The 20,124-nt window shown below is 46.8% G+C and carries 16 protein-coding genes and 2 riboswitches; of the genes, 3 read left to right on the top strand and 13 right to left on the bottom strand.

The window, feature by feature from the left end:
• Positions 1–3: 3 nt before the first annotated feature.
• The 5 genes from kdpC to NO352_RS02345 form a co-directional block, all read right to left on the bottom strand.
• Positions 4–588: a potassium-transporting ATPase subunit KdpC gene (gene kdpC / locus NO352_RS02360; protein ID WP_005547162.1), complete on the bottom strand. Its 585-nt coding sequence runs from the start codon at positions 586–588 to the stop codon at positions 4–6.
• A 97-nt stretch (positions 589–685) separates the two neighbouring features.
• Complete coding sequence (kdpB, locus tag NO352_RS02355; RefSeq protein ID WP_289354870.1) at positions 686–2,695, bottom strand: potassium-transporting ATPase subunit KdpB; 2,010 nt, start codon at positions 2,693–2,695, stop codon at positions 686–688.
• A gap of 94 nt (positions 2,696–2,789) precedes the next feature.
• Positions 2,790–4,469: a potassium-transporting ATPase subunit KdpA gene (gene kdpA, locus NO352_RS02350; protein WP_430112316.1), complete on the bottom strand. Its 1,680-nt coding sequence runs from the start codon at positions 4,467–4,469 to the stop codon at positions 2,790–2,792.
• 54 nt (positions 4,470–4,523) lie between these two features.
• Positions 4,524–4,601: a K(+)-transporting ATPase subunit F gene (gene kdpF, locus NO352_RS25000; RefSeq protein ID WP_227775128.1), complete on the bottom strand. Its 78-nt coding sequence runs from the start codon at positions 4,599–4,601 to the stop codon at positions 4,524–4,526.
• 304 nt (positions 4,602–4,905) lie between these two features.
• Positions 4,906–5,083, bottom strand: a riboswitch (cyclic di-AMP (ydaO/yuaA leader).
• A gap of 14 nt (positions 5,084–5,097) precedes the next feature.
• A complete protein-coding gene (locus NO352_RS02345) occupies positions 5,098–5,505 on the bottom strand; it encodes a hypothetical protein (protein WP_005547154.1) in 408 nt (135 codons plus the stop codon).
• A gap of 70 nt (positions 5,506–5,575) precedes the next feature.
• Positions 5,576–5,766, bottom strand: a riboswitch (cyclic di-AMP (ydaO/yuaA leader).
• 392 nt (positions 5,767–6,158) lie between these two features.
• Between NO352_RS02345 and NO352_RS02340 the strand changes: the two genes are divergently transcribed.
• The gene (locus tag NO352_RS02340; protein WP_005547152.1) at positions 6,159–6,530 is read left to right on the top strand and encodes a hypothetical protein; all 372 of its coding nucleotides are present in this window, start codon (positions 6,159–6,161) and stop codon (positions 6,528–6,530) included.
• A gap of 139 nt (positions 6,531–6,669) precedes the next feature.
• Here NO352_RS02340 and NO352_RS02335 read toward each other — a convergent pair whose 3' ends face one another.
• From NO352_RS02335 to NO352_RS02315, 5 genes are all read right to left on the bottom strand, one after another.
• Positions 6,670–6,888 (bottom strand): hypothetical protein, encoded by a 219-nt coding sequence (locus tag NO352_RS02335; RefSeq protein WP_005547150.1) that lies wholly within the window; start codon positions 6,886–6,888, stop codon positions 6,670–6,672.
• A gap of 51 nt (positions 6,889–6,939) precedes the next feature.
• Positions 6,940–8,328 carry a glycosyltransferase family 2 protein gene (locus tag NO352_RS02330; protein ID WP_289354846.1) on the bottom strand — a complete coding sequence of 463 codons (1,389 nt, stop codon included), beginning with the start codon at positions 8,326–8,328 and terminating at the stop codon, positions 6,940–6,942.
• A gap of 83 nt (positions 8,329–8,411) precedes the next feature.
• A complete protein-coding gene (gene rfbB, locus NO352_RS02325; RefSeq protein WP_289354845.1) occupies positions 8,412–9,404 on the bottom strand; it encodes a dTDP-glucose 4,6-dehydratase in 993 nt (330 codons plus the stop codon).
• Positions 9,401–10,132 (bottom strand): sugar phosphate nucleotidyltransferase, encoded by a 732-nt coding sequence (locus tag NO352_RS02320; RefSeq protein ID WP_005547145.1) that lies wholly within the window; start codon positions 10,130–10,132, stop codon positions 9,401–9,403. Before NO352_RS02320 ends, rfbB begins: the two co-directional genes overlap by 4 nt.
• Positions 10,133–10,362: 230 nt before the next feature.
• Complete coding sequence (locus tag NO352_RS02315) at positions 10,363–14,046, bottom strand: WIAG-tail domain (RefSeq protein WP_289354844.1); 3,684 nt, start codon at positions 14,044–14,046, stop codon at positions 10,363–10,365.
• A 292-nt stretch (positions 14,047–14,338) separates the two neighbouring features.
• Here NO352_RS02315 and NO352_RS02310 point away from each other — a divergent pair, with 292 nt between their 5' ends.
• Together NO352_RS02310 and asd are read left to right on the top strand one after the other, a co-directional pair.
• Complete coding sequence (locus NO352_RS02310; protein WP_289354843.1) at positions 14,339–15,436, top strand: YheC/YheD family endospore coat-associated protein; 1,098 nt, start codon at positions 14,339–14,341, stop codon at positions 15,434–15,436.
• 160 nt (positions 15,437–15,596) lie between these two features.
• Positions 15,597–16,415 carry an archaetidylserine decarboxylase gene (gene asd, locus NO352_RS02305; protein WP_163978725.1) on the top strand — a complete coding sequence of 273 codons (819 nt, stop codon included), beginning with the start codon at positions 15,597–15,599 and terminating at the stop codon, positions 16,413–16,415.
• An 861-nt stretch (positions 16,416–17,276) separates the two neighbouring features.
• Here the strand turns inward: asd and NO352_RS02300 are convergent.
• The 3 genes from NO352_RS02300 to NO352_RS02295 form a co-directional block, all read right to left on the bottom strand.
• Positions 17,277–18,605 carry a Spo0E family sporulation regulatory protein-aspartic acid phosphatase gene (locus tag NO352_RS02300; protein WP_268620035.1) on the bottom strand — a complete coding sequence of 443 codons (1,329 nt, stop codon included), beginning with the start codon at positions 18,603–18,605 and terminating at the stop codon, positions 17,277–17,279.
• 107 nt (positions 18,606–18,712) lie between these two features.
• The gene (locus tag NO352_RS24995) at positions 18,713–18,823 is read right to left on the bottom strand and encodes an aspartyl-phosphate phosphatase Spo0E family protein (RefSeq protein ID WP_157267298.1); all 111 of its coding nucleotides are present in this window, start codon (positions 18,821–18,823) and stop codon (positions 18,713–18,715) included.
• Between the two features lie 829 nt (positions 18,824–19,652).
• The gene (locus NO352_RS02295; RefSeq protein WP_005550971.1) at positions 19,653–19,883 is read right to left on the bottom strand and encodes an aspartyl-phosphate phosphatase Spo0E family protein; all 231 of its coding nucleotides are present in this window, start codon (positions 19,881–19,883) and stop codon (positions 19,653–19,655) included.
• Between the last annotated feature and the right edge of the window lie 241 nt (positions 19,884–20,124).

Raw genomic sequence — 20,124 nt, 5'->3', positions numbered from 1 at the left:
CACCTAGCCTTTCATTTCGTGCTGCACTTCCAGGTTAAGCATAAATACATTGACGCGCATCTGTCCAAATACGCCCAAGTCCCTGCCTTCCGTATATTTCTCAATCAATTGTTCCAACCGTTCCTTGGAAATACCGCTTGCTTTCGCTACACGAGTCAGCTGTACGCGCGCCGCTTCCGGTGTGATATGCGGATCAAGACCAGACGCGGAGTTCGTCAGCAAATCCTGCGGGATCGGCTTTGCAGCTACATCTGGGTTCACCTTGCCCCATTCCTCAACCGACTTCACTACTCTCTCCTGAAGAGCTAGATTTGATGGAGCGTAGTTCGGCGAACCAGAGCCGGCAGCATCATTGCCAATGCTCGAAATTCGTCCATGAAAATATTGCGGTTCTGTAAAATTCTGTCCAATCAGCTTCGAGCCTAGCAATTGCCCCTTCTCATTGTATACCATGCTTCCATTCGCCTGCTTCGGCATGACCGCCTGCGCAAGCCCCGTCATCGCAAATGGATAAGCTAGTCCGCACAGCAGCAGTAGACCGATTGTCGTCCGTACCATCGCTCCACCAATATTCATACGCTCTCCCATGTTCGTTCATCCTCTCTTCTTCCTTGATCGAACCCGAAATCATATATTCAACAATATTCTCTATCTATGTCATTGCCGCCAAACACCCAAGCCGATGCTACACCAGCATTCCCACAATCAGATCGATCAGCTTAATGCCGACGAAAGGAGCTATCAGCCCGCCCAAGCCATACACGAACAAGTTACGCTGCAGCAGTTTAGCCGATGACATCGGCTTATAGGCGACGCCTTTGACCGCCAACGGAATTAATAACGGAATAATAATGGCATTAAAGATAAGTGCCGATAAAATGGCCGATACTGGCGAATGCAAGTCCATTATATTCAAGGCAGACATTTGCGGGATGGCAATCATAAACATTGCGGGTATAATCGCAAAATATTTCGCTACATCATTTGCAATACTGAATGTCGTCAGAGCACCGCGCGTCATTAGCAACTGCTTGCCGATAGACACCACTTCAATAACCTTCGTCGGATCAGAGTCGAGATCAACCATGTTCGCAGCTTCCTTCGCTGCGGCCGTACCGCTGTTCATCGCAATGCCGACATCGGCTTGCGCCAGCGCAGGAGCGTCATTCGTACCGTCCCCAGTCATTGCTACAAGCTTGCCCTCCGCTTGCTCCTTGCGAATAAGCGCCAGCTTATCTTCCGGCTTGCTCTCCGCGATGAAGTCATCGACACCAGCTTCCCGCGCAATCGTCGCCGCCGTCAACGGGTTATCCCCTGTACACATCACGGTACGGATGCCCATGCGGCGAAGCTGCTCGAACCGCTCCCGCATCCCGGGCTTCACCGTATCCTTCAAATAAATTAAGCCATATATGTCACGTCCTACGGCTACCGCCAGCGGCGTGCCGCCGGCAGAAGCGATCGCATTCGAATTGGCATCCAAATCCTGCGGCACAGTACCTCCTTGGGCGATAACCCAGCGTTTCACCGCATCAACAGCTCCCTTGCGCACACAGCGTCCATCCTTCAAATCCACACCGCTCATGCGCGTTTCCGCTTTGAAAGGGATGAATTCTCCTTGGACAGCAAGCTCAGCATTATACGTAATTCCTGCCTTGGATACCCAATCCACGACGGAGCGCCCTTCAGGCGTTTCATCATGATGGGAGGCAACTGCCGCCCATTCAGACAAGGTATTCACACTCACACCTTGAACCGGAATGAGCTCATGAGCCAAACGATTACCGAACGTAATGGTTCCTGTCTTATCCAAAATAATCGTATGAATATCCCCGCACGCTTCAACCGCCTTGCCTGATGTTGCAATGACATTAAAGCGGGTTACGCGATCCATACCAGCGATCCCGATAGCGGACAGCAAGCCGCCAATCGTGGTTGGAATCAAGCAGACCAGCAGGGCAATCAGTACCCCGGCATTCAATTCAACCTGCAAATAGTTACTGAATATAGGCAGCGTAACGACAACGACCAAAAAGATAAGCGTCAAGCTGACAAGCACGGTATGAAGTGCAAGCTCATTTGGTGTCTTCTTGCGCTGTGCGCCCTCTACAAGCGAAATCATCCGATCCAGGAACGATTCTCCCGGGTCGCTTGTAATTCGAACACGAATCTCATCACTGATCACTTTCGTTCCGGCCGTTACGGAGCAGAAATCCCCGCCTGCTTCTTTCAATACAGGAGCAGATTCTCCCGTAATCGCCGATTCATCGACAGAGGCCAATCCAGAGATTACCTCACCATCTCCAGGAATTATTTCCCCTTCGCGAACAATTACGACATCTCCCTTGCGCAGCTCGGATGAGGATACGCGAACCGTACCTGCTTCCGTAATTTTATTAGCCCATAAATCCCGCTTCGCTTGCTTCAAGGAATCTGCCTGTGCCTTGCCCCGGCCCTCTGCAAGAGCCTCAGCAAAGTTGGCGAACCACACTGTAATGAACAAAATGAAGCTGACTGTGCCGTTGAACCAACGCGGCATTGGCGAGCCAAATGCATCTGGTACGAATGTAAGCAGCAGCGTAATGACGAAGCCTACCTCGCAAATGAACATCATTGGATTTTTAACCATCTGACGCGGATCAAACTTTCGCAGCGCATCAATCGAGGCTGCCCGCATTAAGCTGCCTTGGAACATGCTCCGTTCCTTCGTATCTGTAGTATGTCTGCGCGCCGGTTCATATGGTGCGGGTGTTTTCATCTGTTTTTCCGTTCTCATTTTCCGTTCCCCCTTATTTCCACAACGTCAGATGTTCTGCGACCGGTCCAAGCACGACTGCCGGGAAGAACGTCAGAGCACCTACAATAAGCACTGTGCCGACAAATACGATACCGAACAGCGCCGTATTCGTTTGAAACGTACCGCTTGTATTCGGAATCGGCTGCTTCTTCGCCATCGAACCGGCTACTGCCAGCAGAGTAATGAGCGATACATAGCGCCCTAAGAACATGACGATCCCTGTGGAAATGTTCCAAAATGGTGTTGCGTCGCCCAACCCTTCAAAGCCGGAACCATTGTTCGCAGCCGAGGACGTAAACTCATACAACGCCTGAGACAATCCATGGAACCCTGGATTGGACAGCGTATCCGCCTGTGTAGCAACTGCAATCGCAGTCGGTACAAGAATCAGGATCGGATGCACCAGCAAAGTAACTGCCAGCAGCTTCATTTCCCGGCTTTCCAGCTTGCGTCCCAGAAACTCAGGTGTTCGTCCGACCATGAGACCGGATAGGAATACGGCAATCATGACGTACAGCAGCACATTCATAAAGCCTGCACCAACACCGCCGAATACGGTGTTCAGCATCATATTCGCCATCGGGATCAAGCCGCCAAGCGGTGTCAGCGTATCATGCATATTATTGACGCCGCCCGTCTCTGATGCAGTCGTAACGACCGAATATAGCGAGGATTGAGCAACGCCAATGCGTACTTCTTTCCCTTCCATGCTGCCAGGTCCGCTTAATCCCGCAGCGTTCAATACCGGATTCCCCATATATTCCGCCGTAAGAGAGGAACTAAGCATAATTAGGAACAGGATCGCCATCGAGACGAATAGAACTCGTCCTTCCTTCTTGTTGCCGACCATACGGCTGTAGGTAAATGGAAGTCCTGTACACAGCATTAGCATGAGTAAAATATGAATTAAATTCGTCACACCATTCGGATTCTCAAATGGATGAGCAGAGTTCGCTCCAAAGTGGCCGCCACCATTGTTGCCAAGCTCCTTAATCGACATCATAGCTCCTACAGGGCCAAGCGGAATGTGCTGCTCTGCTCCTTCAACAGTTACTGCACTTTCCATTGGACTTAAGGATTGCGGTACCCCATTCCAGATGAACAGCACACTGGCAACGATCGCAATTGGCAGGAAAATACGCGTAATCGAACGTACAAGGTCTGCCAAGAAATTGCCGAGCGGTTTGCCAGTCAAACCGCGAATAATCGCCATCACTGCCGCAAGAGCTGTAGCAGGAGACGTGAACATTAAGAAAATAATGCCCATCATTTGCGACAGCAGGGACAGCCCACTTTCACCGCTGTAGTGCTGCAAGTTCGTATTCGCCATGAAGCTGATCGCCGTATTGAATGCCACTCCCGGTTCCATGCCCGGAATCCCATTCGGATTAAGCGGCAATACCCCTTGAAGGCGGAATATTGCATATGTCACCACAATCATCAGCACGTTGGTGGCAACTGCCGTAAAGGCGTATGCCTTCCAGCTTTGCGATTTGTCCTTAATGCCGAAACATGTAAATAAAAATCGATCTATCGGCCCAAATACAGAGTCCAGCGGTCTTGGAGCTCCGCTATTATCAAACACCCCTGCCATATATATTCCGATCGGACGCGCTATCGCCAAGGCAAGCAATAAGGTAATTCCAATGGCGATCCATTCGATTGCACTCATCGTTCCGTTCCACCCTTCTCTAATGTACAAATATCAACAATGATTCTGCCTAAACTAAAATCGTTCCGGCTTGACTAAGGCATATAACAAGTAAATGAACAAAGCCGTAATCAAGGTGAATAAGACGATCATCATGAGCGATCACCTCGTTCTTCCACTTCCGCCTTGCACCAATGGAGAATTCCCAATACGCTCAGTCCAAGCAGCGCGATAAGAATCATCATGACTGCATCAAACATTGTCCCTTCCTCCTCCTGAATAAGGTTCTCATCTTACAGGCAATGCTGCCGCGATCCCGTTCTTATCAAGCCTTATTGGCTCAATAAGAACGCGCAGGCAACACAAAAAGCCACACGGAAAGAGGGACCCTTTCCGTGTGGCTTCACTCACGCATTGTCAAATAAACGTACGCGTAATTGTTCCACGACGAAATAAAGGCTGCCTCCTTGGACGCTTACGAGGTTAGCTGACGGATTCGGGCGCGAAGAGTCGCCCTACCAGCCAGGAACGGATTCCTGTGCCGGATTCACCCCTTGCGCGAACTGTAAATGTACAGTTGGCGCACGAACGTTGGTTCCCCCGTTCCCATGAATGGGATTCAGCGGTGAGCATTGCCTATATGGATAAATTAGATGATATCAGATAGTAAAAATGATACTTGATCCGATTGCGTATAAATGACGTAATTCGCACCAAGCAATCGGTAAATCGACTGCGGATGATGACGCTTCGTTACGATTGTGATCGGCTCCGTCGTCCATTGTCGGCATATTTGAAGCAGCCGGCAGGATAGTGCAAAGCTTTGTTCAAATACATAGATTCGGCCAATTGGAACATGAGGCACAGCCCACGCCTTCGGCTCCGTCGTATTGATTCGACATACCGGAGTAACTCCAATACCTTCCAATCGCTTCGCCAACCGTCCATTATGGGCGATACCCGCTATCGAATATCCTGCTCCTTTCAATTGGCGTATAAAGTCAATTCCCATCTCACAGCCTGCGAACACTGCAATGACCCGGTCCGCATCGTACATATCCATTTCCTCCTGTTCATCTGTCCGAAGCCCTGCTTGCAAGAAAGAGGTACGTCGCCATCTGATCAGGCGCGCCTCTCCCGTACGCTTACGAGGTTAGCTGACGGATTCGGGCGCGAAGAGTCGCCCTACCAGCCAGGAATCGATTCCTGTACCGGATTCACCCCATGCGAACGTTGGCTGCTGACTATTACTCAGCTCTGCATTCGCTTTATTGGTTCCCCCGCTTCCGCTTTCTGCGCAATTCAGCGATTGAGACGCAACGGATATCGTTGTTGTTGCTGAACTGAATCTTACGCCTTTCCCCCTCCTGCTGTAAATGAAATGAAAACCATAATTTCTCCATTTCCAAGCAATTGTGATGAACTAATCCCATCTTATCTCTCATTACAGCCTTATTACCTCGCAATTTCTCCACTTTGCTTGTACGGCGATGATTTCATGAGAAAAACAAAGAAATTTAAATAAATACCCGTATGTAAACGCTTTGCTTGACAATTCATTTCAAAATCATGGATTGGCATCTATTTACAATCTTTGTGCCAAAAGGTAGGATACGCAATACGATCGAATGGCTTTCCCATTGCCGTCGGTACAGACAGATTCAATGCATATGTGTAGCGCTTCAATACAAATACAGGAGGATGGACAGAATGTCATACGCAGAGCTTGGCGAGTCCCAAAAATACAAGCTTACAGAACAATGGAAAATTTGGAACGACCTGCATGGCGAACAGCTATTCCAGCCGCAAGATACACAAATTTATATATCTGACGAGCTTGTTTTTGTTCGAATGAAGCCCGCTCAGCTCCATGCCGACTACATGCCTAGCAGGATCAATAAGCACTTACTCCAACGGGCGCAGCGCGCCTTTTCCCAGTGGGAGCAGCAGCAGCGCGGCATCATGTGGGAATCAATTATTCCCCGCGCCCTAGGAGTTCATATTGCACGCATGTGGCTTTCCATGCCTTTGCAAGGAGGTTCTACGTTGGATGTCATTCAGCTTGAGGTGCGGCCAAAATAAGAGATCGTTACAATTAGGGAGATGTTGAAAACAGCGAAATTCGCAATTCAAAAGGGGATGCCATCACCGAAGACTTTATGTCATAAAACACAAAAAACAGCCCTCCTCTTGCTTCGCAAGCGTCAGACTGTCTTTGATCCTATACTTGATTGGAATATATCAGGTGATGGCCATCTTCGAACCCCTTGGCAAACCCGGCTTCGAAGCCATCTCGATACGCAGTTGCTTCAGCTCCCTTATAAATGTTCGAATGCGTCTTCTTTGTCAGCTTAGATTTTCGGTGTCGAATACGTTGCTTCAGTCCCGACAATTGTCTATCCGTTTGTCGGATTTTCCGTATCCGCTTCATTTTATCCAATCGTGTTCTCCCCCTTTCTGCCGCCATTCAACTGCTGCTTAACGGACTCATTTATAACAGATGCAAATGAATTTCTGGAGCTGCCATAATGGGGAGCCCTTCCTCAAGGGCTTCCTTGTCGATCTCGGTACGCTCCACTACTTTCTCAGTCAATTCCCAGCGCGTTAAAGCATGCTCACTCATGAATTCCCTGTATAGATCCCCTTGTCGTTGATAATACCTTCCGGATTCTGTAGTAAACACACTGCCCTCCGCGATTCCCCCATCTTCTGTATGTGATTCCTTCCATTTCTTCGTCACGCTTTCCGCGTCTACCGTTGATCCTGTCGGCCATCCCCTCAGATCAACCTGACTTACGCTTACGATCGGGATGGTTAGGTTCCCTTCAACCGGATGCTTGGTACCCTGTTCAATCCAATAGACAGTCTCTGACAATCCCGCCACAGCCACATGAGTCGGATAGAATGTCTGGCAGCGTTCACCGTTTTGTTTGCCATAACGTTCACGAACACGATGCATCCAATTATAAGGGTTCCGCCACTTTTTCTGGAACAGACTTGCATAATTATCATTTGTGGATTGAGATTGATCCCCAGATGCAGTTGTCCCTTTACTGACAACCTGATATATGCATGTATCCTGAGCGACGACTAGCTTCCGACCACTAAGCCTGATTCGGACATTGTAATCCTCGACCTCATAATATACATGACCATAGCCCTCGTCAAAATAGCCAGTCTCTTCAAATAAGCTACGACGGAACAATAAACAACCGCTTTCCAAATGATCAGCACTGTTCCATTTACTAGGATCCAAAACAGGGCTAGTGGATTCTGAATGATAGTGATGCAAATTTTCCATCTGTTCATCGGTATCCGCAAGCTGCTGCTTCTCATCCAGAACGTACGTCACTGGGCCAACCATTCCAATCTCAAGATCACTATTCAGACATGCCAGCATTTTCGTCAGCCAATTGGATGTAACGAACGTGTCTGGGTTCAAAATACATATCGACGTGCCTTTTGACATCATCAATCCTGTATTCACAGCACCAGCAAATCCTCTAACTTTCTCATGAATATAAAACCGAAATTGTCCGGATTTCTTATTCAAAAAAGCAGATGTACCATCCGTAGACGCATTGTCAACGACGATAATCTCATAAGGCACTTCCGTATAGGCGCGTATGCTGTCTACACACTGTTCAAGAACATCCACCTGATTGTAAGTAGGTATGATTATACTCGTACCCTCAAACTGCTCACCATACTTCTCCTGTCCAGCTTGAAGACCTTCTATATATCCGAGCGAATAGCCGTATTCATAACGTTCAGTCAGCCTTTCACCCTTGCGCTTTCCTAGTAAATGGCGAGCTATTCGCTGGCCTTGAGCCTTTGTCTGCCGAGATGTTCGCGGCAACGGTCGGCGTTTTTTGAACATATCTATTCGGCCCCTCTTTCTATCGTTTTACCAATTGTCACTCTTGTTCGTTGAAGGCAGCCGCTGCTTGCTTGAACCAAAAACTAGCGGCTTTCTAAATACGCATTAGAGCGCACTCGCTCACACCATGCTTGATTCGATACATACCATGCAACCGTCTGGCGCATCCCCTGTTCAAGCTCAATTTGGGGACGCCAGCCTAATTCTCGCTCACTTTTACTAGGGTCAATAGCATACCTCTTGTCATGTCCTGGACGATCCGAAGTAAACGTAATAAGAGATTCCGGCTTATTAAGCACTTGAAGGATCATCCTCACGACATCCAGATTCGTCCGTTCATTATGACCACCTATGTTGTATACCTCACCGACTTTGCCCACTCGCAAAGCAAAATCAATCGCAGTGCAATGATCTGTCACATGCAGCCAATCCCGTACATTTGATCCGTCTCCATAGATAGGAATCGGCTCGTCATGCAATGCCCGCAAAATGATAGTCGGAATCAGCTTCTCCGGAAATTGCCGCGGTCCATAGTTGTTCGAGCAGCGTGTAATAACAACAGGCAGTCCATACGTCTGCCCATACGCGCGGGCAAGCAAATCGGAGCCGGCCTTGGATGCGGAGTAGGGGCTATTAGGTGCAAGTGGCGACTCTTCCGTGAAACACCCGGTATCCTCAAGCGATCCATACACTTCATCTGTGGAGACATGGATAAACTTCGAGACTCTGTGCCGTTTGGCAGCCTCCAGCAGTTGAAACGTCCCCCATACATTCGTTCGAACAAACGCCTCTGGATCAGCTATACTTCGGTCAACATGGGATTCTGCCGCAAAATGCACAACCGCATCGTAAGCCGTTTCAGCGAAAATACGCTCCAGTTGCACGTGATTTGTAATGTCTGCCTTAACGAACCGATAGCGCTCAGAAGACGACACCTCTTCCAAGTTATCAGGATTGCCTGCATACGTCAGAACGTCCAGATTCGTAATGCGTAAGTTGCTATATTGGGACAGCATGTAGAGGATAAAATTGCTCCCGATAAATCCCATGCCGCCTGTTACCAGCACATGCGTCATAACTGCACCTCCCATAGCTGCTGCGATGCCTCAGACAAGGAATCAAATGTCCCCGCATCGATCCACCATTTCTCCAGCAAATTGTAATGCAGCTTGCCAGCTTGGGCGTAACAGTTGTTCACGTCTGTAATTTCCAGTTCTCCTCTGGTAGAAGGGGCGATCGACCGAATGTGCTCAAATACATGAGTGTCATACATGTAAATGCCGGTTACACAATAAGAGGAAGCAGGGACTTTCGGCTTCTCAACGATTCTTACAATGCGATCCTGGCGCTCCTTATCGAAAATCGGTACGCCATATCGATGCGGATCCTTGACCTTCTTAAGCAAAATACGCGCTTCCCCAAGATCCTGATTGCGATATTCGTCTACATAAGGCGTTAAATTATCCAAAAATAAATTGTCTCCTAACAAGACAACGAATTTTTCATCTGGCGGAAGATAGGGCTCTGCTAGCGACAGCGCCTGTGCAATGCCTCCTGCCTCTTCTTGAACTGCATACGTAATATTGACCCCCATGGATTGTCCGCTTCCGTAATATTCGGTATATAGCGCAGCTGACGTTTTGCCGATGACCATGAAAATATCCGTGATACCCGCTGAGCGAAGACGCTCAATCGCATAACTGACCATAGGATGCTTCCCAACGGGTATTAAGTGCTTATTGATCAGCTTCGTCAATGGATAGAGGCGTGTCCCCGTGCCTCCAGCCAAAATGATGCCCTTCATTACATACACCCTCCCTGAGTGGAACATATAGAAATGAGCTCTCACGTCATAGATTTTACTCATCGTTCGTGTTCAATTGTGACATGTGCGGAAAGTCCATTATATGTGGGAACAATTTGTCATGTGAGTAGATGTTGGTTGGCAAGGATAGAACGCAACCGCCAGCTGCCGCAGATGGAGCTGACGGTTCCGGTAAGCTGGGAATATGGGAGTATCACACTCCGTTACTCCTACCCAATTGCTATCCAAGACACCAATCCATTCGGATGTGGGCTAATGCGTGTTCGCATAATTTCGATAATGGCGTGATCAGTGGATTGGGATTTCATTACGGCGTAACATGCAGAATGATTCGTCATCGCTACCAGTACATAATTCTCATTTTGATAGGGTTCATCAAATGAAATACGCAATTCGATCATCTCATCAAGATCTCGGAATGAAAATGGCACCGTGCCAAATTGCTGCAGAGCGGCAGTATGAGTCGATGAGGCTCGAATTGGTGTAAATGCACAATGTTCTGTTGTGATTACGCCAGGAGTGATATCCGCTGAGCCAATTAACGGTTGCTCAGATATTTTGGAATCCCACGTTTCGGATAACATAAGAAACAGTTCCTCATCCAAATGCTCGACACTTATTACTCCCGACGCCAGATGATCACGCTCAATCGACTGTGCTTGAATATGCGATCCACTGACTGCATGCGGAGCAATATGGTGCTGTTGAACCGATTCTACTGCTAGATGATACGGATGCACGGATCCCTCTGACAGATGATTCGGGTGCACGGCTCCCTCTGACAGATGATGCGGATGCACGGATCCTTCGGCCAAATGACTCGGATGCACGGCTCCCTCTGCTAGATGATGCGGGTGCACGGCTCCTTCAGCCAGATGTTGCGGATGCACGGATCCTTCGGCCAAATGATTCGGATGCACGGCTCCCTCTGACAGATGATTCGGATGCACGGCTCCCTCTGCTAGATGATGCTGTTGCACGGATCCTTCTGCTAGATGATGCTGTTGCACGGATCCCTCTGCTAGATGATGCGGGTGCACGGCTCCCTCTGACAGATGATGCGGATGCACAGCTCCTTCAGCCAGATGATGCTGTTGCAACGCTCCTTCGGCCAGATGTTGCGGATGCACGGCTCCCTCTGCTAGATGATGCGGGTGCACGGCTCCCTCTGCTAGATGATGCGGATGCACGGTTCCTTCGGCCAGATGTTGCGGATGCACGGCTCCTTCAGCCAGATGTTGCGGATGCACGGCTCCTTCAGCCAGATGTTGCGGATGCACGGCTCCCTCTGCTAGATGATGCTGTTGCACGGCTCCTTCGGCCAGATGATGCGGGTGCACGGCTTCCTCTGCCAGATGATACGGCTGCACGACTCCCTCTGCCAGATGATACGGCTGCACGACTCCCTCTGCTAGATGATGCGGGTGCACGGCTCCCTCTGACAGATGATGCGGATACACTGCCTCTTCCGCTAGATGATTCGGATGCACGGCTCCTTCCGCTAGATGACTCGGTTGCACGGCCTCTGCTGCTAAATGAACGGAAGCAACACTGCCGTTGGCTAATTTGTCAGAGGTAACGCTCATATTCGCCAGTTTGCTTGAGGTAACCGCCATATCGGCAAGCTTTTCGCTTGATACACTCTCTGGTGATAGCTTCAGCGATGTGATTACATGGTCAGACAAGTGATGAGAATAGATCGAGGATGAGCTTATGTGCCTGTCGCGCACTGCATGTGTAGCGAGCTTTTCACTCGTCACTGTCTCTTGCTTCAGCATCGCCGAGTCTATCGACTCGGAACGGATATGTTCGGAGCCAATTGCTCCTGAAGTAATGTGTTCACCCTTAATCGAATACAACTCTATTTCCTGAGTCCCTACAGCGCCTGAACTAATATGGCGAGATTGAATACTATTGTCGGCTAGTGCCTCTGAGGTGACACTCTGATCCGCAAGCTTATGCCGGGTTACAGCATCATCAGCAAGCTGCAAAGTGGTGACACTATGAACAGCCAATTTGCTCGTGGTCACAGCTTCATTGGCAAGGTGTACCGAAGATACAGCATTCGCATCAATATGTCTTCCTTGTACCGCCCCGTGTGCAATGTTCTGCTTATTAACAGCTCCATCCTGCAAATGCCGATTCGCAATGCTGTCCTGTTCAATATGCTCCCCGCTAATTGACTCTTCCTGAATATGAGACGTTCCAACTGCCATTGGCGCAATCTGTTGGTAGCCCACTGCATACTTGGCAATATGACGGGTTTGAATCATGTCGTCGGCAATTTTTTGCGAGGTGATGCTTTGATCCGCGATTTTGGAGGAGGTGACAGCTTGATCAATCAATTTCACAGTTGCAACAGATTGATCGGATAGTTTATCCGTCGTGACCGCTTGTTCGTGCAAATGCCAGCTATGGATTTCGCCCTCACGCACATGCTTCTGATGAACCGCCTTCTGCTGCAAATGGTCAGATTGAACAGCATCTGCTGCAAGATGTATTGCATGAATGGATTGAGATTGAAGATGCTGGCTGCTTATCGACTCCGTTGCAAGATGCGAACCGTCAATTTGGCCGGAGCCAACATGCCGACTTTCTACTGCACGCTCGGCAATGACACGACCGAGTATGATTTCGTTGGCTAGATGATCGCTTGTAATACTTGAGGGGGCTATTTTCCCGCTCGTAATGGAATGATCACGCAGCTTGGAGGCCGTTACGGCATCATCACGCAATTTAGAGGTGTCTACAACTTCATTGGCTAAGCTTTCCGTCTGAATAGCGCCGCTGCGAATCTTCTCCGCAGTTATGGATTGATCCTGAAGCAATTCATTCGAAATGATCAGTTCACTTAAATGCTTCGTTTGAATTGAGCCCTCTGCTAATTTATTGGAATCAATCGTCTTATCGGCAAGCTTCTCGGATGTAATACTGCCGTCTTTAATTTTGCCTCCTGTAATTGAACGATCCCTGATTTTGCTCCCTGATATCGCATTGCGGGCAATATGCTCCCCTATTATCGCCTCAGGTGCAATTTTCCCGCCTGTAATTGCTTCATCAGCAATCTTGATTGAGGTAACGGCAAAATCCTTCAACGCTTCTGAGTCTATGCTCTCGCGTTTGATCTTAGTTCCACTTATCGAGTATGTGGCCAGCTTTTCATTGGTAACTGCCTCATCCACAATATCATCGGTATATATAATCGCTTTTGGCCGGAAAATGCTTCTCTTCTCGAACAGTTGTCTTTCCTTCTCTGCCTGCGACGCTTCAGCATCTTCTGTTCGAACTGTTCCATCGCTAACGGTTTCTTCAGGTAAAACGGAGTTGTCCTGTGAGCTAGACGCGGTCGAGACAGCATCTACTTCTTCATTAGCAACGGTTCCCCTGATTGGCTTGGAAGATTTCTTAGATTTTTTCTTATCGGAATGGCCGCTTGATTTTGAAAGCCTGTTAACAGATTGCTTCGTTATCGAATCATCTGAACCTGTATGATTGGGATCAACAGTTCCTACAGTATCAGTAATGCGCGTCGCCTGTATGTCCTGCTTGCTTTGCCCGATGGATGAAGCAAGCGTTGATGTTGCGGCGCTTCTGCTTGCCTGAACGTCAAAGGAGATAACCTTGCTCGAGTCCCCTCCTTCTACAGCAGTTCGTTTTCCTTGTACAGAATCATCAGGTGCAATCCATGCTTCCTGAATTTGTGCTTCTTTGACCTGATTTTGACTGAATTGCTGCGCCGCCGCAAATGAAGTAATCGCCGCTTTATTTGACTGTACTGCACTTTTCGATTTCGATAAACGATCCAGCATCTTCAGCTCCGATTTATTCGGATTATCTACATAATACGAAGTCCTTTTTCCTTTTTGGGACGAGCTTCCTTTCTTCTTTTTCAATCTGCGCACTCTCCTTTCCGATGGGCTTCTACCTACACCTACCCCATCATATGCACCTAACCGGCTCCCCGACACTCGCCTAAGCGTGAATCTCTATTCATCGACAAGGGTGTATCCTTGTTAGCCATCCCAGCATCCATTCATTCCTCTTAATCTGTATGAAGCAGGCTTCGAATCCAATTATTGAAGTTTCTTCTATACTCGTCCAAGCCACAGCTAAAGGACATGCATACGATGCAATACCCGCCGCCGGCTGGCTGCTTATCGCATGTTTCCTTAAGGAGGTAAGGCTATGTCCGACAATCGAATCGGAATATTGTTCAGTGCACGATTGCTGCGTGAATTTATCAGTGGCAAATTGAAATTCGAATCCACTCATTTATATGAAGAGGCAGCACGACAGTACGGACTCGTTCCTTGCTTCTTCCGAATTGAGGATGTTCATCTTCGCCAAATGGAAGTAGACGCCTATGTAAAGGGCCCCTCCGGCTATGTTCGCTGCCGCATGCCAGTGCCATCGGTCATTCATAACCGTGCTATTTATAAGCGCTCGTTCTTACATGCACGAGTCCGTTCCTTGGTTCAAGCAAATATTATCTTGTTCAATGAGGTCAATCGCTATAGAAAAATAAGCATTTACAACCTGCTGCGGACAGATCCTCTGCTCGTTACTCATTTGCCTAAGACGTTGGTGGCTACCTCGTCTGCCATCTCTGACTTCATGACACGCTATGGAGCGCTCATCTTGAAGCCTGACAACAGCAGCGTAGGCCTTGGGCTCACCAAAACGGAAAGAACGAGCAAGGGATGGAGAACGACTTACATGCTGCGGACATCAGCAGGACGAGCACGCTGGAGAACCGTAGATTTGCCGGCAGGTGAGCTGCCTGCTGCTGTAAAGCGCGATATGTTGAAAAAAGTCTATTTGGTTCAGCAATTGCTGCCGCTTGCTCGTTACAAGGGCAGACCCTTCGATCTGCGCGTATCCGTACAGAGAGATGGGTCTAAGCAGTGGCAGATTACAGGGATCATCGGTAAGGTCGCACCTCCCTATACGTTCGTTACGAATGCTGCACGAGGAGGGACCACCTATAGATTTGAACAGTTAGCTGCATCTTCATTTCCTCATCTTGCAATAGATGTCCTTCGGGATCGCATATGCCGCTTTTCTCTGCGTATTGCTTCCCGTTTGTCTAAATCGCTTCCTCAATTGGCTGACCTCGGGCTTGATATCGGCTTATCTCCCGAGGGTTTGCCTTTATTTATCGAATGCAACGGAAAAGATCAACGTTACGGCTTTCGTGAGGCACATTTACTTGATTGCTGGAAAGCAACATATGCAAATCCGATTGCTTACGGCGCGGCTTTATTGCATCAAATTAAGGGGTAATCGCTCGTTATTACCTTCGTAATGGACTATCATATTGAAAATGATGGCGTTCTGTGTCAAGATAGTCCACAGGAAACATGGTTTGATTTCGTTTCTTGAGGTGCTGAAAATACAGGACGCCATTAATGAAGCGTCTTATAAACCAGGTGATTAATTGAAGATGAAAAAAAGAATTTTACGCTTGTTAACTGAATTATCCTCCCGCAAGTGGGTATCGCGCATTGCAGGGCGCTTCGCCAATTCCGGCTTAAGCCGCCGATTTATCCCCACCTTCGCCAAAACGTACAATATCCGTGTGGAAGAAGCTGAGAAGCCAATAGAGCAATACGGAACCCTGAATGAATTTTTCACACGTAAGCTGAAGCCGGGAATGCGTCCAATGTCTGCTGAGGCAGATCAATTGGCAAGTCCAGTTGATGCCGTCATCACTGGCATGGGTCCAATTCAGGAAGGCAGCATCTTTAATGTAAAGGGGCAGGACTATACGCTCGATGAACTGCTGCATCACTCTCCGCATCGACAAAAATACAATCATGGCTACTGCTTTGTACTCTATTTGAGCCCTTCCGATTATCATCGGATTCACGCTCCTGTTACGGGTGTCACAGTAGAAAGCGAACATGTACCCGGACGCGTCTATCCGGTGAACGACTTCGGTCTGCATCATATGCCGCGGGTGCTCAGCCGAAACGAAAGACTGATCACATACATACGACACCAGTTGGGTGAGGTGGCCGTTGTCAAAGTCGGAGCGCTCAACGTGAGCAGCATCCGCTATGCCGACGATCGAGTTAAAGCTTCATACGAACAAGGGCAAGACCTCGCCTATTTCGAATTTGGTTCAACCGTTGTCCTGCTTACGGAGACGAATACGTTCCAGCCTTTGGAGGGATTAGCGCTCGGGGCTAAGGTGAGGATGGGCGACTGCTTAGGGACGTTCCATGCAAAGCCAGAACGAGGACAGAAGATTCAGTCCTAAATAAAAATAGGCCTTTGATAAGTCGTGATCTAAAGACTTATGCAAAGGCCTATTTCAAACGTTTCATTTTTTATATAGTAAACTATTTTCAAATTCCCCATCCAGTATGGGGATTCGGTCATTTACCCAAATCACTCTAAAAACTCTTAAGTAACTGATTACCAAAGTGCAAGTGCTAATATGTCTTAGACATACAGTGCTCCTGTTACAGGAAACGCAACTCAATATCTAATCCTTAATGTCGGAAATAATTCTGCAACATCTGAATTTACTACTTAAGTAATTTATGGTGATTTATGCAACTTACAGGAGGAATTCGTTTGCTTGATAAATTAAAACGGGTTATTACTAATCCGGTTTATTTTATTTACCTGGTAGTTATATTTATAGTTGTTGCGTTCCTGATCGGAGCCTATGCTTTGAATAAATCCTAAATATAAAAAAGTTCGAAGCCGCATTTTTATTGTAATAAACAGCCACTAAATTCCACCTTTTAACTGTAACACAGATAGTGGATAGTTTATGACAAGCAGCCTGAGTTAAATAACAAGCAGATGACCTCTGAATTAATCGGGGTCATCTTTTTTTTGCTTCGGCGGATTCCAAATCTCGCTTTTGAATATAAATTTGCAGGAGGAACTCACGATGTTCATTTTATAAAGGGAGATTTCGTCACTGTTGCAAATGCGCGATGGCTGTCTCATATTCAATTCATTCCGATATAGGCGAATCAAACATCTCTAAATTTTGCTTAGTAGACTTTACAGCCTTCATGCAGTTTTCCTCTATTAGACTTGCTGTTTGGATCGTGAGACCCGCATTTTGATTCGATAGATAAACAGTAAGCGCTATAACTTTATGTCAGTTCGGCAGCGATAATCTTTTCAAAATGCTCTTCTTCTGTATTTCGACAATGTAGCCATCCAGCTCCTGGCTAAGTCGAACGACAGAAGCATCAGTCAAATTCCGGCCAGCCTCTACCGCGCTAATCATATTCAATCGCGTCTGCTCCATTTGTCTTAACAAGGCCTCGTCCGTATCTGTTAATCTAGTGAACATGGTTATCCCCTTCTTGAAAAAATCGATAGCTTCTTTCTGTCTATTCATTCCGCTCAGCAACTTCCCTTTATTGATATAATAGTTTGCAAGCTCATTGATTTTTATCGGATTTGTGAAGTCTTCTTCCAAATAGTCGGGTTCACGCAGTAGCAACTGTTGGGCGGCATCCATATCTCGTTTTTGAAGATAGATATGAAGCAGTGAGTTTACGATGTTCAATTTATAAACTGACGATTTCAAGCAGAGCTGCAATTGGAAGATGGCCGACTCCACATCTCCTCTTTTCTCATACAGCTTGGCCTTCATAAAAGCGACATGATCCTTCAGGAATGGGAATCGGGTCAAGCTAATACGTGCTAAATACTGCTCTGCCAATTCATAGTTGGATTTCTTAAAGTAAGATGAACTAATAAGCAGAATGGAATATGCTTTATAGGTACTGTCTTTCCCGTCACTGTCCAGCAGCAATTTGCTAAACTCAATACTTTCCTTATAAAAATGCAAGGTATATGCATGTACACCTAACTTGTAATAGAGAATAATGCGTTCATCACACGACAAAAATTCAGCATAGGGCAACACCTTTTTTCCCGAAAGATAAGTTTCCGCCATTTTGCTGAAGTTATCCCGCTCCACGAGATAGCGATAATACTTTCCTTTGGCAACATAAGTATCCATGCCTCGCATTTGAGCATGTGCAATTGCATAATCCATTAACGCAAGCCGATGCTCAATACTGCCCGATCCTTGTTGTACAACGCTCATTAGCTTGCCTAGCCGTGCTTCAGTGCTCTCGTCTTTACAGGCCAATACATGCACCATTACATCTCTTGCAAGCGAAATATCACCTTCTGCAGAGACGAGCTGTTGCAGCAGACCAAGCCATATGTCCGAATGAATTTTCGTAGTGGCTAGTGCCGTCACTACCTCATGAGCAGGAATATTCAAAGCCGTGAAGATTGAGTCCAACGAAGCATAATCTCTTGGAGTACCACCATATTCTAGAATCGAAATCATTTTTCGATGTACACCAGATATTTTCACAAGATCTTGCTGGGTCATATTCAATTCATGCCGATATCGGCGAATTAACACCCCCAAATTCTGTTTAGTAGACTTTACAGCCCTCATGCATCTTTCCTCCATTAAACTTGCTGTTTGAATCGTGGGTACCACATTTTGTTGCGATAGATAAACAGTCGCGCCCATATTTCATCAATTTCTTAATAGGGAGCTTTTCAATATCCCCTTTTTCTGTATTTCAACAATATATCAAGCTCTTGACTGAGCTGTACAACAGAGGCATCTGTTAAGTTGCACCCCGTTTTACCCGCGCTCATCATACTCAACCGTGTCCGTTCAGCTTCCGTAATAGCTCTATATCGTTTTCAGTCAATTCAACAAACATGCTTACACTTTGAATATAACAATCAACGGCTTCACTGTTCTTTCCCCATCTATGAAGCCATATTTCTTTAATTTTGTAATAGTATGCGTGTCCTGATATTGAAATCGGATTTAAGTAGTTCACATTGAGGTATATATGTTCTTGTTGGAGTAGTTGCCTAGCTGAAGACCTATCATTTTTTGATAGATACAATTCTAGAAGTGAATTCACAATGCCTATTTTTATAAGAAGACACTGTAAAACATTTTTGCAATTGGCAAATTGCCAATTCTATGTCTCCTCTTTTTTCATGGAGTTTAGTAGTAAGAAAGTCGACATGTTCTTGTACAAAGGAAAATGGAAACTGGCTATAGAATTCAAATACCTTTCCGCCTCATTATAATCTTCAAGACGAAAATATGATGAACAAATAAGCAAGGTGGAGTATGCCTTGTAAATGCTCTCTGAGCTATCTTCATCGATTCCTAGCTTAGCCATTTCTATTCTGGACTAGCTAACCTCTTCTGTCGATAGGGATGCCACTATTTCCGCCCCTGGGATACGCAATAGGTAATCAGTGACTTCAACACTGCATGTTCTAGTGGCATTTCTCCCTCTTCAATTGCGATAACACTTTCATAGTCTACACCTGCTTCTTTTGCAAATTCCTGCTGTGTCATACTCACATTCCGGTAACATTGAATTAGTTCCCCCGAATTTCTCGTACTCCATAACGGAACCCATGTAAATATCCTCCGCTATACCGGATAGTCATCGCCCTGCTCACTAGCTCAACCAGCTATTTCAATCTCCAAGATTGCCTTTTTTAGCAGTCTTTTCTTTTGAATTTCCACCAAATACTCATCGAGCCGCTGACTAAGCTCAATAACATCGGCGTCAGTGAAAGTTTTGCCGGCTTCAAGTGCTTCTTGCAGCTGTTCGCGAGCTTTTTCGATTTCATCCAGCAGTATTTCATCCGACAAACTAATTTCATTAGTAGGGATATCAAAGTAAAACCGCATCTTGTTAGCCTCCCGATTTAATGAGATTCTATTTTATAGTGATTGTTTCTATTATCCGACAATTATGTATCATTGTCATTATATAACATTCTGCTTATTTCACTATGTTTCTCTAAAATAAGATATATTCGACGCTCTTCAACATTTGTTGCGATGCGTACTAGACAATCAAAACCACCCGTCCAACGGGTGGTTTGCACTTGGGGTATAACCCCCTGTTGCCAAACTGCGCCTAAAGACG

Source organism: Paenibacillus sp. S-12, assembly GCF_030363895.1.
GTDB lineage: Bacteria > Bacillota > Bacilli > Paenibacillales > Paenibacillaceae > Paenibacillus_B > Paenibacillus_B alvei.
This window is presented reverse-complemented; position numbering and strand designations above follow the sequence as displayed.